Source organism: Kitasatospora sp. NPDC036755, assembly GCF_040636595.1.
Classification (GTDB): Bacteria; Actinomycetota; Actinomycetes; order Streptomycetales; family Streptomycetaceae; genus Kitasatospora.
Map to the genome: position 1 here is coordinate 37,694 of NZ_JBEZUT010000011.1, position 14,785 is coordinate 52,478.

Sequence of the window (14,785 nt, forward strand, 5' to 3'; positions counted from 1 at the left end):
CGGTTCGCTCGCTGCGCTCGCTCACGGCTTCCGCCACCTCCCGATGTCCATCGTCACAGAACTGTCAACAGGCACCGGGCGAAGGGCTGTTGACAGAGCGCTGCGGAGCCGGCCGCCGTACTGGCCGGCGTACGACTCCGCAGCGCACTGGGTGTCAGCTGTCACAGGTTGTCAGCTGTCCGAGCCACCGTCGGACTTGTCCGCGTCGGCGGACTTCGCCTCGGCGTCCGAGGACGCCTGGCTGCCGGGCTGGGGCTCCGCGACGGCCACCATCGCCGGGCGGATGATCCGCTCGCCGATGCGGTAGCCGGGCTGGAGGATCTGCACACAGGTGTCCTCGGTGACGTCCGAGGAGTAGCTGTGCATCAGCGCCTCGTGCATGGTCGGGTCGAAGGGCTCGCCCTCCTTGCCGAACTGCTGCAGGCCCAGCTTGGCGACGACCGTCTCCAGCGACTCGGCGACGGACTTGAAGCCGCCCGTGACCTCGCCGTGCTCGCGGGCGCGGCCGATGTCGTCCAGGACCGGGATCAGCGACTCCAGGATGTTGGAGACGGCGATCTCGCGGACGGTCAGCCGGTCGCGCTCGACCCGCTTGCGGTAGTTCTGGTACTCGGCCTGGAGGCGCTGGAGGTCACCGGTGCGCTCGGCGAGCTCGCGCTTGGCAGCGGCGGCCTCGTCCGAACCGGACTCTCCGGAGCCGGCCGCGGCGGCCTCCTCGGCAGCCTTGATCACAGCCTCTTCGGCGGCGGAGTCGTCGCCGGGCTTGCCACCCTGCGGCTTGTCCGTCATGCCGCACCGCCCTTGGGCTTCTCGTCGTCCACGATCTCGGCGTCGACGACGTCGTCGTCCTTGGCCTGGGCGGAGTCACCGGCAGCGGCGGCACCGGCGGGGGCGTCGGCGTTGGCGTACAGCGCCTGGCCGAGCTTCTGCGCGGTGGTGGAGACCTTCTCCGAGGCCTCGCGGATCTTCGCGATGTCCTCGCCCTTCAGGGCCTCCTTGAGCTCGCCGATGGCGGTCTCGACCTCGGTCTTGACGTCGCCCGGCAGCTTGTCGGCGTTGTCGGCGATGAACTTCTCGGTCGAGTAGACGAGCTGCTCGGCGGAGTTGCGGGTCTCCACGGTCTCGCGACGCTTGTGGTCGTCCTCGGCGTACTGCTCGGCCTCGCGGCGCATGCGGTCGACCTCGTCCTTCGGCAGCGAGGAGCCGCCGGTGACGGTCATCTTCTGCTCCTTGCCGGTGCCGAGGTCCTTGGCACCGACGTGCATGATGCCGTTGGCGTCGATGTCGAAGGTGACCTCGATCTGCGGCAGGCCGCGCGGCGCCGGCGGCAGGCCGGTCAGCTCGAACATGCCGAGCTTCTTGTTGTACGCGGCGATCTCGCGCTCGCCCTGGTAGACCTGGATCTGCACGGACGGCTGGTTGTCCTCGGCCGTGGTGAAGATCTCGGAGCGCTTGGTCGGGATCGTGGTGTTGCGCTCGATCAGCTTGGTCATGATGCCGCCCTTGGTCTCGATGCCGAGGGACAGCGGGGTGACGTCGAGCAGCAGGACGTCCTTGACCTCGCCCTTCAGGACACCGGCCTGCAGCGCGGCGCCGATGGCGACGACCTCGTCCGGGTTGACGCCCTTGTTGGCGTCCTGGCCGCCGGTCAGCTCCTTGACGAGCTCGGCGACGGCCGGCATGCGGGTCGAGCCACCGACCAGGACGACGTGGTCGATCTCGGAGAGCGAGATGCCGGCGTCCTTGATGACGTTGTGGAACGGGACCTTGCAGCGCTCCAGCAGGTCCGCCGTCAGCTGCTGGAACTGGGCGCGGGTGAGCTTCTCGTCCAGGTGCAGCGGGCCCTCGGCGGAGGCCGTGATGTACGGCAGGTTGATCGAGGTCTCGGAGGACGAGGACAGCTCGATCTTCGCCTTCTCGGCGGCCTCGCGCAGACGCTGGAGGGCCATCTTGTCCTTGGACAGGTCGACGCCGTGGCCGGACTGGAAGACCTTGACCAGGTGGTCGACGACGCGCTGGTCCCAGTCATCGCCACCGAGGTGGTTGTCACCGTTGGTGGCCTTCACCTCGACGACCCCGTCGCCGATCTCCAGCAGGGAGACGTCGAAGGTGCCGCCGCCGAGGTCGAAGACCAGGATGGTCTGGTCGTCCTTGTCGAGGCCGTACGCGAGGGCGGCCGCGGTCGGCTCGTTGACGATGCGCAGGACGTTCAGGCCCGCGATCTCGCCGGCCTCCTTGGTGGCCTGGCGCTCGGAGTCGTTGAAGTACGCCGGGACGGTGATGACGGCGTCGGTGACGGTCTCGCCCAGGTACGCCTCGGCGTCCCGCTTCAGCTTCTGCAGCACGAAGGCCGAGATCTGCTGGGGGTTGAAGTCCTTGCCGTCGATGTTGATCTTCCACCCGGTGCCCATGTGGCGCTTGACCGAGCGGATGGTGCGGTCGACGTTGGTGACCGCCTGGCGCTTGGCCACCTCGCCGACCAGGACCTCGCCGTTCTTCGCGAAGGCGACGACGGACGGCGTGGTCCGAGCGCCCTCGGCGTTCGTGATGACGGTGGGCTCGCCACCCTCCAGAACGCTGACGACCGAGTTCGTCGTACCGAGGTCGATGCCGACCGCGCGTGCCATCGTAGATACCTCCACGGAAGAGTTGAGCTTTACAGGCTCAAGGATGCACGACCCGGTGGGTCGCGTCAACAGGTATGAGTTCGTCCCGCTCAACTTTGCTGAGCGCGGGGCGGATGCGGGGCGGATGTGGGCGGGTGCGGGGCGGTCCGCGGGCGCCCCGGCACCCCGGTCGGCGTCCGCGGGCCCGCCGCGCCGTGGCGGGGGTGCGCCCACGTGACTGCCGCCATAGCTTGGGAATCTTCTGGAGAACTGTTGCGCACCGGTAATGTCCGGGCCGTCGGCCCGGCAAGTTACCGACCAGTACACTCAGTTCCGAAAACCGTAGGGCCGAGGGCCTGCTCAACCGCAAAGCCGCAGGAGACGGAGAGCCGATGCAGCTAGCAGCGATCGTCATCTCGCTGGTCACATTCGTGATCGGCACCGCGCTCGCCGCCCGTGCGGCGCTGTACATCTACAAGGTGGTCCGCACCGGTGCGCCGGACTCCACCCGCTTCGGGCAGCCCGCCCAGCGGGCGAAGACCCTCGCGACCGAGTTCGTCGGCCACACCAGGATGAACCGGTGGGGGATCGTCGGCATCGCCCACTGGTTCGTCGCCGTCGGCTTCTTCAGCCTGGTGCTGACCATCGTCAACGCCTTCGGCCAGCTCTTCGACGCCGACTTCGCGCTGCCGATCATCGGGCACTGGATGATCTGGCAGCTCTTCGTCGAGCTGATCGGCACCCTGACCACGCTGGGCATCCTGGTCCTGATCGTGATCCGGCTGATGAGCCTGCCGTCCAGGTCGGGCCGCAAGTCCCGGTTCGCCGGCTCCATCGCCTGGCAGGCCTTCTACGTCGAGTACACGATCCTCGGCATCGGCCTCTGCATCCTGATGCTGCGCGCCCTGGAGGGCGCCCTCAACGGCGTCGACTCGTACGGGCCGGAGCACCTGGTCTCGTACCCGCTGGTCTCCGCGCTGAGCGGCCTGTCGCACGGCACGCTGGAGAACCTGATCTACCTGTTCGCGATGCTGAAGATCTGCATCTCGTTCGCGTGGGCGACGACCATCGGCCTCAACCCCTCGATGGGCGTGGCCTGGCACCGCTTCCTCGGCTTCTTCAACATCTACTTCAAGCGCGAGGAGGACGGCGGCACCGCGCTCGGCGCCCTCCGTCCGATGACCAGCGAGGGTCAGCCGATCGACTTCGAGGACCCGGCCGAGGACGCCGTCTTCGGCGTCTCCCAGGTCGAGCACTTCTCCTGGAAGGGCATCCTCGACTTCTCCACCTGCACCGAGTGCGGCCGCTGCCAGTCGCAGTGCCCGGCCTGGAACACCGGCAAGCCGCTCTCGCCGAAGCTGCTGATCATGAGCCTGCGCGAGCACGCCTACGGCAAGGCGCCGTACCTGCTGGCCGGCGGCGGCAAGGACATGGAGGGCGAGGAGCGGGCCACCGCCGAGCAGCTCGCGGACGTCCCGGCGGCCGCCCTCGCCGAGGCCGAGCGCCCGCTCATCGGCACCGCCGAGGAGAACGGCGTCATCGACCCGGACGTGCTCTGGTCCTGCACCACCTGCGGCGCCTGCGTCGAGCAGTGCCCGGTGGACATCGAGCACATCGACCACATCGTCGACATGCGCCGCTACCAGGTGATGATCGAGTCCTCGTTCCCGACCGAGGCCGGGACGATGCTCAAGAACCTGGAGAACAAGGGCAACCCGTGGGGCATGGCCACCAAGGCCCGCCTGGACTGGGTCAAGGAGCTCAAGAAGGAGACCGGCATCGAGGTGCCGGTGATCGGCGAGGACATCGACCCCGCCGAGGTCGAGTACCTCTACTGGGTCGGCTGCGCCGGCGCCCTGGAGGACCGCGCCAAGAAGACCACGAAGGCCTTCGCCGAACTGCTGCACACCGCGGGCGTGAAGTTCGCGATCCTCGGCAAGGAGGAGTCCTGCACCGGTGACTCCGCCCGCCGCCTGGGCAACGAGTTCCTGTTCCAGATGCTCGGCGCGCAGAACGTGGAGACGCTGAACGCGGCCCTGGAGGACGCCCCGGTCAAGCGGATCGTCGCCACCTGCCCGCACTGCTTCAACACCATCGCGAACGAGTACCCGCAGCTGGGCGGCCACTTCGAGGTCATCCACCACACCCAGCTGCTGCAGCACCTGATCGACGAGGGCAAGCTCGTCCCGGTCAACCCGGTCGAGGGCCTGATCACCTACCACGACCCCTGCTACCTGGGCCGCCACAACAAGGTCTACAGCCCGCCGCGCGAGATCATGGACAAGGTCCCCGGTCTGCGCCAGCAGGAGATGCACCGCCACAAGGAGCGCGGCTTCTGCTGCGGCGCCGGCGGTGCCCGGATGTGGATGGAGGAGCGCATCGGCAAGCGGATCAACACCGAGCGCGTGGACGAGGCGCTGTCGCTCGACCCGGACATCGTCTCCACCGCCTGCCCGTTCTGCCTGGTGATGCTCTCCGACTCGGTCAACGGCAAGAAGAACGAGGGCGCGGCCAAGGAGCACCTGAAGGTGGTCGACGTGGCCCAGCTGCTGCTCGACTCGGTGAAGGCCCTCCCGCCGGCCGGGAGCGAGGAGCAGAGCGCGACGGTGGACGCGTGAGCAGTGCCTGACCAGGCACCGAACGCCTCCTGAACCACCGCCGCGGAGCCCGCTGTTCGACAGTTCTGCTACAACCGCCCGGCCCGGTGGACGCCGCTGACGCGTCCGCCGGGCCGGGCTTTCGGACTCTCCGGGCGGCCCGCGCCGGTACGGCGGGCGTACGGGGAGTGACGGCAATCGCACAGGCGCCGGACGGGCATTCGGTCGGAAGCAAATACAGTAGGCCCGGACCGGCTTCGTGCCGGTCGACCCGTTCCGGACGGAAGCCCCGGGCGGGTGGCGACCCGCGTCGGCCGGACGGCCGGGTCCCGACCGACGACGAGGTGTCGGCCCGGCGGGCCGGGCCGCAGAGACCACAAGGGGAACAGCGCAGACCATGACCGAGGCGATCATGCTGGTCGGTGGTAAGGGCACGCGACTGCGTCCGCTGACCACCCACACCCCCAAGCCGATGCTGCCGGTGGCAGGCGTCCCGTTCATCGCGCACCAGTTGGCCCGTGCGGCGGCCGCCGGCGTCACCCGCGTCGTGCTGGCCACCTCGTACCTGGCCGAGGTGTTCGAGGACCACTTCCAGGACGGCACCCCGTACGGAATCGAGCTCGTCTACCTGACCGAGCGCGAGCCGCTGGGCACCGGAGGCGCCATCCGCAACGCCGCCTCCGGGCTGACCTGCGGCCCCGACGAGCCGGTGCTGGTCTTCAACGGCGACATCCTCTCCGGCGTCGACATCGCCGCCCTGCGCGACGGCCACGTGGCCGCCGGGGCCGACGTGACCCTGCACCTCACCCGGGTCGAGGACCCGCGGGCCTTCGGCCTCGTCCCGACCGACGAGGACGGGCGGGTGCTGGAGTTCCTGGAGAAGCCGGAGACCCCGGAGCAGATCGTCACCGACCAGATCAACGCCGGCTGCTACGTCTTCACCCGGTCCGTGATCGACCGGATCCCGGCCGGCCGCGAGGTGTCCGTCGAGCGCGAGACCTTCCCCGAGCTGCTCGAGACCGGCGCGCTGCTGCGCGGCGTCGTCGACACCTCGTACTGGCTGGACCTGGGCACCCCGGCGGCCTTCGTCCGCGGCTCGGCCGACCTGGTGCTCGGCAAGGTCGACTCCCCGGCCGTCCCCGGCCCGACCGGCGACGCCCTGCTGCTGCCCGGCGCCACCGTCCACCGGGGCGCGGTGCTCAGCGGCGGCACGGTGGTCTCCGAGGACGCGGTGGTCGAGGCCGGCGCGATCGTCGAGGGCAGCGTGATCCTCCCGGGCGCGGTGATCGGCCCGGACACCCTGGTCAAGGACTCGATCGTGGGCGCCTTCGCCACCGTCGGCGACCGCTCGGCGCTGGACGGCGCCGTGATCGGCGACGGCGCGATCGTGGAGTCGGACAACGAGCTGCCGAACGGCATCCGGATCGCCTGCGGCACCCTGCTGCCGGTGGGCGCCGTCCGCACCTCGGCCGGCCCGGGCGGCTGCCCGGCCGGCACCAGCGCGGCCGCGGCGGTCCACGGGCCGTCGGTCGGCGCCCAGCGGTAGCGCCCCGGGGCCGGGGCCGGAGGGTTTTCGGCCCCGTTCGTCTCAGCCTCGCTGCAAACCGGCCCCGGCTCCGTCCGGGGGCCCACGCGGGCCGGGCCGGACGGGTACCTTCGGACCGTGGCTGGTAATCGATACGACAGCGGTCAGGGCGCCGACCGCCCGCACGGCGGGTGGTCGGCCCCTCCGCCGCCGGCGGCGCCCGGGGGGCACGGGGGAACGGACGGGCCGGAGTACTTCACGGCCTCGCACCCGGCGGCGCCCGGCGGGCCCGGTGGCGGTCCGTCCGGAGGTCCGTCCGGAGGTTCGGGGCACCCGGCGGGGGACGGGTACGACCCGTACGCGGCGGACCGGCCCGGCAACACCCGGGCCTTCCCGGCCGGCGACCCGTACGCGGGCGGTGGCCCGTACGGGCAGCAGCCGCCGTACCAGGGGCACCCCGGCTACTACGACGACGGCCACGGGCCGCAGCAGCCGCCGTACGGCTCCGACCACGGCTACGGTCCCGAGCAGGGTTACGGCTCCGAGCAGGGCTACGGCTCCGAGCAGGGCTACGACCAGCAGCCGTACGGGCAGGACAACGTCGCCACCTACCGGGCCGGCGGCCAGTCCGCCCCGCACGTCGCCGGGCCCCGCCCGCAGTGGCGCGAGCTGTTCACCGGCCTGTTCCGCTCCCCGACCGCCGTCTTCGACCGCACCCGGGACCACCAGGTCTGGCTGCCCGCCCTCACCGTCTCGCTGCTGTACGGCGCGCTCGCGGTGCTCGGCATCGGGCTGACCCACGACGACATCGTCAACTCGACCTTCACCGTGGCGCTGACCGGCATCCTCGCCGCCGCGATCGGCTTCACCGTGGCCGGCGCGCTCTTCGGCGGGGTCACCTACGCGATGGCCCGCCAGCTGGGCGGCGACGGCCCGTGGAAGGCGACCGTCGGCCTGGCCGCGCTGATCGGCTGGCTCACCGACGCGCCCCGGCTGCTGCTCGACCTGGTGATGCCCTCCGGCAGCATCGTCGTCCAGGTCGTCGGCTGGGCCACCTGGATGCTCTGCGCGTACCTGCTGACCAGCATGGTCCGGCGGCTGCACGACCTGCCCTGGGGCAAGGCCGCGGCCGCGTCGGCGATACAGCTGGTCGCGCTGCTGGTGCTGATCAAGCTGCCGACACTGGGCTGAGGGCTCCGAAGGACGAAGGGCAGAATGGGGGCGGGTCGCGGCCGAGCGCCGGGCCCGCCACCCTCGTCGTCCACCTTCACCGGAGCCAGGCATGACCCTCCCCACCACCCACGTCAGCTTCCCGGCCGGGGCGGTGACCGGCGAGTCCCCGGTGCTCGCGGTGCACCCGCTGGCCGACGGCCGGTACGCCGTCGTCACCGAGGCGACCCCGTTCCACCCGCTCGACCACACCTGGCCCGACCAGCCGGCCGACCACGGCACCCTGACCGTGGACGGCACCGAACTGGCCGTGGTCGACTGCCTGACCGGCGCCGTCGGCCCGGAGGGCGGGGAACCGCTGGTCGGCGCCGACATCCCGGTCCGGCGCGGTGACGAGGAGTGGTCCTGGCTGGTCCTGCACGTCGTCGACGGCGACCCGGGGGACCTCGTCGGCCGCACCGCGGCGCTCGCCGTCGACGCCGACCGCCGGGGCGCCCTCAGCGCCTCGCACAGCGGCTGCCACCTGCTCGCCCTCGCCCTGAACGCCGCGCTCGCCCCGCGCTGGCGCAAGGACCCGGGCCGCTCGGACGCCTTCGGCCACCCGGACTTCGACAGCCTCGCCATGGCGAGCTCGGTGATGGACACCGCGGCCAGCACCGACACCTACCGGCTCGGCAAGTCGCTGAAGAAGAAGGGCTTCACGGTGGACGCCACCGAGGAGTTCCCGGCCCTCGCCGATGCCCTGCCGGCCCTCACCGAGGCCGTCAACGAGCGGCTGGCCGCCTGGGTCGCCGCCGATGCCCCGGTCCGCATCGAGGTGCCCGGCCCCGAGCTCACCGCCCGCCGCCAGTGGCACTGCGAGCTGCCCGAGGGCGGCGCGCAGATCTTCTGCGGCGGCACCCACCTGCACCACCTCGGCGAGCTGGCCGGGCTGCGCACCGAGCTGCGGCTGTCCGAGGACGGCACCGAGCTGGTCGCCGTCACCAGCCCCGAGCGGGCCTGAGAAACGCCACGGGCGGCCGCCCCGTCCGTCCTCGGACGGGGGCGGCCGCCCGTCGTGCGTGCGCTCCGTCGGTCCCGCGGTCAGATCTTGGTCTGGTGGAAGTTCAGGTACGAGCGGGACGGCGTCGGGCCGCGCTGGCCCTGGTAACGCGAGCCGTAGCGCTCCGAGCCGTACGGGTGCTCCGAGGGCGAGGAGAGCCGGAACAGGCACAGCTGCCCGATCTTCATGCCCGGGTAGAGCTTGATCGGCAGCGTCGCGACGTTCGACAGCTCCAGGGTCACGTGGCCGCTGAAGCCCGGGTCGATGAAGCCGGCCGTGGAGTGGGTGAGCAGGCCCAGGCGGCCCAGGCTCGACTTGCCCTCCAGCCGGGATGCGACGTCGTCGGGCAGCGTGATGACCTCGTACGTCGAGGCCAGCACGAACTCGCCGGGGTGCAGGATGAACGCCTCGTCGCCGTCCGGCTCGACCAGCCGGGTCAGGTCCGGCTGCTCCTCGGAGGGGTCGATGTGCGGGTACTTGTGGTTCTCGAACACGCGGAAGAAGCGGTCGAGGCGCACGTCGATACTCGACGGCTGGATCATCGCCGGGTCGAAGGGGTCGATGCCGACCCGACCCAGGTCGATTTCGGTCCGGATGTCCTTGTCAGAGAGCAGCACGCTTCGAGGTTACGTGCAAGAAAGGGCCCCGGACGAATCCGCCCGGGGCCCGTCACTCCGTCCGTCCGCCGTCAGGCCAGGAACTCCGCGGCCTCCAGCCGCATCGCCCGCGCCAGTTGCGGCTCCGACAGCTCCCGCACGTCGGCCAGCACCGAACTCCGCAGCCGTCCGCACTGCGGACAGCGGATCAACCGTCCGGGCCCGAGCCGGCCCGGACCGAGGTTCTGCATCGGGAACGTGGTGGTGCTGAACAGGTGCCCCTCGGCACAACGAACGACGGCGCGCTGCTCCATCGATCCCCTTCCCATCCCTAACCCAGTACTCACCCGTACTCGCACCCCGGCGGCCGAGCCCCGGGACAGCGTCACATTAGGGGATGTTCCGGACATTCCTCACCATGGCTCGCCGCCTCGGCTCCCACCCACCGGAGCACTCGCACGCGGCCCAAACAGTACGCCCCCGCACCCGCCCCACCGCTCTCCGCCACGTCCGCGGACCCCCCGTGCAACCACCGTCGCAGATGGGGTACAGTGACACTGGATCGAGCGGTCTCTGACGGCTCATCAGGCGGGCGTAGTTTAATGGTAGAACATGAGCTTCCCAAGCTTAGAGCGCGAGTTCGATTCTCGTCGCCCGCTCCAGCAGTAAAGCCCCAGGCCAGCGGCCTGGGGCTTTCGCATTTCCGGGTTCCTCCAGTGCCCCCTGCGTGCCTCTACGGCTGGTCGAGCGGTGTCGTGCCCCGACCGAGGGCATCGTTGATCGCTGCGTCCATGCCGTCCGCGATCTTCTTGTCCCGCTCGCTGGTGGCGTGCTGGTAGATCAGCGCGGCCCGGGGGGCCACTCGGCCAGATTGCGGTCAGGCCCAAGGAGCCCTGACCGAGTCGCGACAGCTTGCGGCCCCTCGATCACGCTCGACCCCGAACCAGGCAGGACACCGGCCGAAACCGCTCCACCGCCCGAGCGTCGAAGCTACCGTGCTCACATGGCTGACTACCCCACACACGTGTCCAGGGCCGAAGAGCTTCTCGCGATGCTGAACCCGAAGTCGTTCTCAGTCAAAGGCAACCCGGAGTTGCGCATCCAGATGGCCCAGGTCGAAGCGATTCTCGCGCTAGCCGCAGCCATCGCCAGCCATCGCCGCCCGACACGAGAGGACGACTGACCGACCCGCCTTGGTGAGCCACATGATCCGTGTCTCATCCATGCCGCAAGAGGCAGTCTCGGCCGGTAAATCACGGTAAGCGGCGGTGCGGCCCGTCAAGGCTGCGACGACACCGGGGCAGCGTGACTGCACGCCAGGGCCATGGTTCCGCCGCGAGGGTGGCGAGCTGACCAAGCTGGGAGCGCGAGTTCGGTTCTCGGCGCCCGCTCCAGCGGCGAAGGCCCAGGTCATACGACCTGGGCCTGTCGCGTTTTCCGGGGCCGGGCGGGCGGGGCGGTGGGGTCTCGGTGGGGGCGGATCCAGGCGGGGGTCCAGGTGGCGGGGGCGCCGGGGGTGGGGGTGGTGGCGAGGTGGGCGCGGAGGGTGGGCAGGGCGGGGTGGGGGTTGTCGCGGTGCCAGAGGAGTGAGTGGGGGTAGACGGGCGTCGGACCGGTGACCGGGATGCGGCGCAGGCCGTGGCCGGCGGGCCAGACGAGGCGGGTCCGCTCGCTCATGAAGGTGGCCAGGGCCGGGGTGCCGGCGATGGTGTCGAGGAGGGCGTCGGAGCCGAAGTTGGGCCCGGTGGCCTCGATGGTGAGGCCGAACTCGGCGACGAGGTCGTCGTAGTAGGCGGCCCACTCGCTGCCGGGGAGGATGCCGGGCATCCAGATGCGGTGGCCGACCAGCTCGGCGACGGTCACGGAGTCGGCGTCCGCGAGGGGGTGGGCGGGGCCGGTGAGGAGCTGGAGCGGTTCGTCGAGGACGCGGACGGACGCGATGTCCTCGGGCAGGGGGCGGCCTGGCATGGCGACGGCGCGGAAGGTCGCGTCGAGCGCGCCGGAGCGGAGGGCGGCGAGGGCGGCCTCGATGTCGAGCAGCATCAGCACGTCGAGGTCGACGTCCGGGTGCGCGTGGTGGAAGCCGCGCATCAGGCCGGAGGCGGCGCCGCGCGAGTTGATCACGTCGACCCGCAGCGGGCGGTGGTCGGTGCGCACGGAGGCGACGGCGCGTTCGGCGGTGCGCAGCAGCTCGCGGGCGTGGGGGAGGAACGCCTGTCCGTCGATGGTGAGTTCGGCGCCGCGGGGGGTGCGGGTGAACAGCCGCACGCCGAGGTCGCGTTCCAGGGCGGCGACGCGCTTGGAGACTGCCTGCTGGGTGACCGACAGGTCGACGGCGGCCTTCTGGAACTGGCCGGCGTCCGCGACGGCGGCGAAGGTGCGCACTGCTTCGAGGTCCACGCCGATCCACCTTAGGGAACAACCGGTGGTTGTGCCGGGCGGGTGAGTCGGTTGTTTGACCCGCCGCCGCACCGCCGGGTTGGCTCTCATCCGCCGAGGCCGGTCGAGGCCAGGGGAGGTCGACGGAGGCCGGCCCGTACGGGCGCGGCCGGGGCACCGAGGGGAGCACTCCGGGCATGGTGGGCGGGAAGCGGCTGGGCCGGCGGTTCGGCTGGCTGTGGGCGGCGTACGCGGTGAGCGCGTACGGGTCCGGGCTGGGGTTCGGGGCTCTGCCGCTGATCGCCGTCCTGGTGCTGCGCGCCGGCCCCGCCGAGGTGTCCGCGCTGTCCGCGGTGGGGCCCGCGGTGGGTGCGCTGGTCGCGGTGCCGCTCGCGCCGTGGGTGGAGGTCCGGCGCAAGCGCCCGGTGATGATCGCGACGGATCTGGTCCGGTTCGCGGCGATGGCGACGATCCCGGTCGCCCACGCCCTCGGAGTCCTCCGCTTCGCCCACCTGCTGGTGGTCTCGGTCGTGATGGCCGCGGCCAGGATCGCGTTCGGTGCGGCGAGCGGCGCCTACCTCAAGGCCCTGGTCCGGCCGGAGGACCTGCTCGTGGCCAACGCGCGCTTCGAGTCCACGAACTGGAGCTCCATCGCGATCGGGCCGCCGCTGGGCGGGGCGGCGGTCGGCCGGCTCGGGCCGGTCACCACCGTGGTGGCCGACGCGCTCAGCTACCTGTTCTCGGCGCTGGCCGTCACCGCGATCCGCGGCCGGGAGGAGCTGCCGCGGCGGGCCGGCGGGAACCCGGTCAGGGCGGGGGCGGTGCTCGACGGCTGGCGGCACATCACAGGCGATCCGGGGCTGCGGTCGCTGTACCTCAACAACATGCTCGTCGCCGGTCTGATCATGGCCACCGAGCCGGTCCTCGCGGTGCTCCTGCTCCGCCAACTCCACTTCGCGCCTTGGCAGTACGGCCTGGCCTTCGCCGCCCCCTGCCTCGGCGGGCTGGTCGGCTCCCGGCTGGCCCGGAGGGTCGTGGAGCGCCACGGCCGGGACCGGGTCCTGCGGGTCGTGGGTGCCCTGCGCGCCGTCTGGCTGATCGGTCTGGTCTTCGTCCGGCCCGGCGTGGCCGGCCTCGTCACCGTGATGGCCGTCGAGCTGGCGATCATCGTCAACATGAGCCTGTTCAACCCGGTGCTCGCCACCTACCGGCTGGAACGCACACCCCAGCACCTCGTCGCCCGCACCCTGTCGGCCTGGTCGATCGGCCAGCAGGCCTCCATCGCCGTCTGCACCGCGCTCGGCGGGCTGCTCGCCGCCGCGACCGGTCCGCGCACCGCCCTCGCGGTCGCGGGACTGCTCGTCCTGGCCACCCCGCTCCTGCTGCCCCGGGCGGGAGGCACGGCGGGACCGGACGCCGTACCGGGAACACCGCCGCCGGTGCGGCGGACACCCGCATGACCACGCCCCCGCGCGCGGCAGCCGCGGGCCGGTGGGCCTGCGGCTGTCGCGGAGCGGGGTGTCAGGGGCGGTCGGCGAGCTTCTCCAGGGCGGGGACCAGGGCGGCCGGGCTGGGCAGGGCGGTGTTGTCGGCCCGCAGGCGGTGGGCGGCGTCGCGCAGCGCGGCGTCGGTGAGGAGGCGGGTGAGCAGCGGGGTGTCGACGGCGTCGGAGGTGGAGGTCAGCGCGGCGCCGGTGGCGGAGAGGGCCTCGGCGTTGACGAAGTGGTCGGCGCCCTGGGGGAGCACCAGCTGGGGCAGGCCGGCCTGGAGGGCGGTCAGCATGGTGCCCGAACCACCGTGGTGGATCAGGGCGTCGGCGCGACCGAGCAGCTCGTTGAGCGGGACCCAGGGCAGGCCGCGGACGTTGTCGGGCAGGGTGCCGAGCGGGGCGAGGTCGGCGCCGCCGACCGCGAGCAGGAAGTCGGCGTCGACGTCGGCCGCCGCCTCGACCAGGCGGACCACCGCGCGGACGCCGTCGATCTCGGCGAGCACGGTGCCGAGGGTGACGACCACCCGCGGGCGCTCGGGCTCGCGGAGGAACTCGGCCGGGACGGTGCCGCCGCCGTTGTACGGGACGTAGCGCACCCGCAGGCCGTCCGGGTCGCCGCCGAGCGGGCCGACGTTGAGCGCCGCGGTGACGGTCGGGCCGGACACGCCCCACCGCTCGTACAGGTCGGACATGTGCGAGGCGACCAGTTCGACCATGGGGATGCCGGGGGTGGCACCGAAGTTGTGGACCACCGCCGGGATCTTGAGCCGGGCGGCGACCAGCGGGGGAGCGGCCTGGAACGAGTCGTGGACGATCAGGTCGGCGCCCCAGTCGGTGGCGGCCGCCAGCAGGTCGTCCACGGCGGGACGGGAGGCGTGCGCGAACATCGCGGCCGCCCGGTCGAAGATCTCCTCCTGGGTCGTGTTCGGGAGCACGTACTGGACCTTGCCGCCCAGGCGCTCCTCGATGATCTCCCGCAGGCCCCGGCCGTCACCGATCTCCACGACCGGGAAGCCCGCGGACTTGATCACGTCGATCGGCTGTCCGGTGGCGAACAGGGCCTCGTGCCCGGCGGCGCGCAACGCCTGGGCGGTGGGCACCATCGGGTAGAGGTGGCCGGCCGAGGCGGGGCCGACGAAGAGTATGCGCATGGTGGTCTCCTTGCGAATGTTGCTGTCGAGGCAGTCTCACCTTTGAAGTTGACGTTCAGTCAATTCGATGGGGATGACCATGCGCGGTAATCGGACTTTCTGGAGCGGGGCTTGCCTCCGGGGCGACGGTGTGCTCCGAGCGCCGGTCGTGCGGGTGGTGTGCGCCCGTCGGCCGTGCCGTGTCCGCGCCGTCGCCCGCGCCGTCGCCCGCGCCCTCCCGGCGGTCGGCC

12 protein-coding genes, 1 tRNA gene and 1 pseudogene are annotated in these 14,785 nt (G+C 71.6%); 7 read left to right on the forward strand and 7 right to left on the reverse strand.

Annotated features, from left to right (window positions below):
- Nucleotides 1–171: 171 nt before the first annotated feature.
- The gene (gene grpE / locus AB0E96_RS03140; RefSeq protein ID WP_359817786.1) at nt 172–789 is read right to left on the reverse strand and encodes a nucleotide exchange factor GrpE; all 618 of its coding nucleotides are present in this window, start codon (nt 787–789) and stop codon (nt 172–174) included.
- Complete coding sequence (gene dnaK, locus AB0E96_RS03145) at nt 786–2,627, reverse strand: molecular chaperone DnaK (protein ID WP_359817788.1); 1,842 nt, start codon at nt 2,625–2,627, stop codon at nt 786–788. The genes grpE and dnaK overlap by 4 nt, the downstream gene beginning before the upstream one ends.
- 371 nt (nt 2,628–2,998) lie before the next feature.
- On the opposite strand from dnaK, the gene AB0E96_RS03150 reads away from it, so the two are divergent.
- The 4 genes and pseudogenes from AB0E96_RS03150 (at nt 2,999) to AB0E96_RS03165 (ending at nt 8,901) form a co-directional block, all read left to right on the forward strand.
- Complete coding sequence (locus tag AB0E96_RS03150) at nt 2,999–5,224, forward strand: heterodisulfide reductase-related iron-sulfur binding cluster (protein WP_359817790.1); 2,226 nt, start codon at nt 2,999–3,001, stop codon at nt 5,222–5,224.
- A 376-nt stretch (nt 5,225–5,600) separates the two neighbouring features.
- Nucleotides 5,601–6,674, forward strand: a pseudogene (locus AB0E96_RS03155) (NDP-sugar synthase); the annotation flags it as partial.
- A gap of 192 nt (nt 6,675–6,866) precedes the next feature.
- Nucleotides 6,867–7,919: a YIP1 family protein gene (locus AB0E96_RS03160; protein ID WP_359817792.1), complete on the forward strand. Its 1,053-nt coding sequence runs from the start codon at nt 6,867–6,869 to the stop codon at nt 7,917–7,919.
- A 91-nt stretch (nt 7,920–8,010) separates the two neighbouring features.
- The gene (locus AB0E96_RS03165; protein ID WP_359817793.1) at nt 8,011–8,901 is read left to right on the forward strand and encodes a metal-dependent hydrolase; all 891 of its coding nucleotides are present in this window, start codon (nt 8,011–8,013) and stop codon (nt 8,899–8,901) included.
- An 80-nt stretch (nt 8,902–8,981) separates the two neighbouring features.
- Here AB0E96_RS03165 and dcd read toward each other — a convergent pair whose 3' ends face one another.
- Together dcd and AB0E96_RS03175 are read right to left on the reverse strand one after the other, a co-directional pair.
- Entirely contained in the window at nt 8,982–9,557 is a 576-nt protein-coding gene (gene dcd / locus AB0E96_RS03170; RefSeq protein ID WP_359817795.1) for a dCTP deaminase, read from the reverse strand.
- Between the two features lie 71 nt (nt 9,558–9,628).
- A complete protein-coding gene (locus AB0E96_RS03175) occupies nt 9,629–9,850 on the reverse strand; it encodes a hypothetical protein (protein WP_174315667.1) in 222 nt (73 codons plus the stop codon).
- 274 nt (nt 9,851–10,124) lie between these two features.
- Between AB0E96_RS03175 and AB0E96_RS03180 the strand changes: the two genes are divergently transcribed.
- Nucleotides 10,125–10,198 (forward strand) — tRNA-Gly (locus tag AB0E96_RS03180).
- A 71-nt stretch (nt 10,199–10,269) separates the two neighbouring features.
- On the opposite strand, the gene AB0E96_RS03185 is transcribed toward AB0E96_RS03180, so the two are convergent.
- Nucleotides 10,270–10,398: an integrase gene (locus tag AB0E96_RS03185; protein ID WP_359817797.1), complete on the reverse strand. Its 129-nt coding sequence runs from the start codon at nt 10,396–10,398 to the stop codon at nt 10,270–10,272.
- Nucleotides 10,399–10,539: 141 nt separating this feature from the next.
- On the opposite strand from AB0E96_RS03185, the gene AB0E96_RS03190 reads away from it, so the two are divergent.
- Complete coding sequence (locus AB0E96_RS03190) at nt 10,540–10,719, forward strand: hypothetical protein (protein WP_359817799.1); 180 nt, start codon at nt 10,540–10,542, stop codon at nt 10,717–10,719.
- Nucleotides 10,720–10,946: 227 nt separating this feature from the next.
- On the opposite strand, the gene AB0E96_RS03195 is transcribed toward AB0E96_RS03190, so the two are convergent.
- The gene (locus AB0E96_RS03195; RefSeq protein ID WP_359817801.1) at nt 10,947–11,936 is read right to left on the reverse strand and encodes a LysR family transcriptional regulator; all 990 of its coding nucleotides are present in this window, start codon (nt 11,934–11,936) and stop codon (nt 10,947–10,949) included.
- A 176-nt stretch (nt 11,937–12,112) separates the two neighbouring features.
- Between AB0E96_RS03195 and AB0E96_RS03200 the strand changes: the two genes are divergently transcribed.
- Nucleotides 12,113–13,375 (forward strand): MFS transporter, encoded by a 1,263-nt coding sequence (locus tag AB0E96_RS03200; protein ID WP_359817803.1) that lies wholly within the window; start codon nt 12,113–12,115, stop codon nt 13,373–13,375.
- 61 nt (nt 13,376–13,436) lie between these two features.
- Here AB0E96_RS03200 and AB0E96_RS03205 read toward each other — a convergent pair whose 3' ends face one another.
- Nucleotides 13,437–14,555, reverse strand: a complete 1,119-nt coding sequence (locus AB0E96_RS03205; protein WP_359817805.1) for a glycosyltransferase — start codon at nt 14,553–14,555, stop codon at nt 13,437–13,439.
- Between the last annotated feature and the right edge of the window lie 230 nt (nt 14,556–14,785).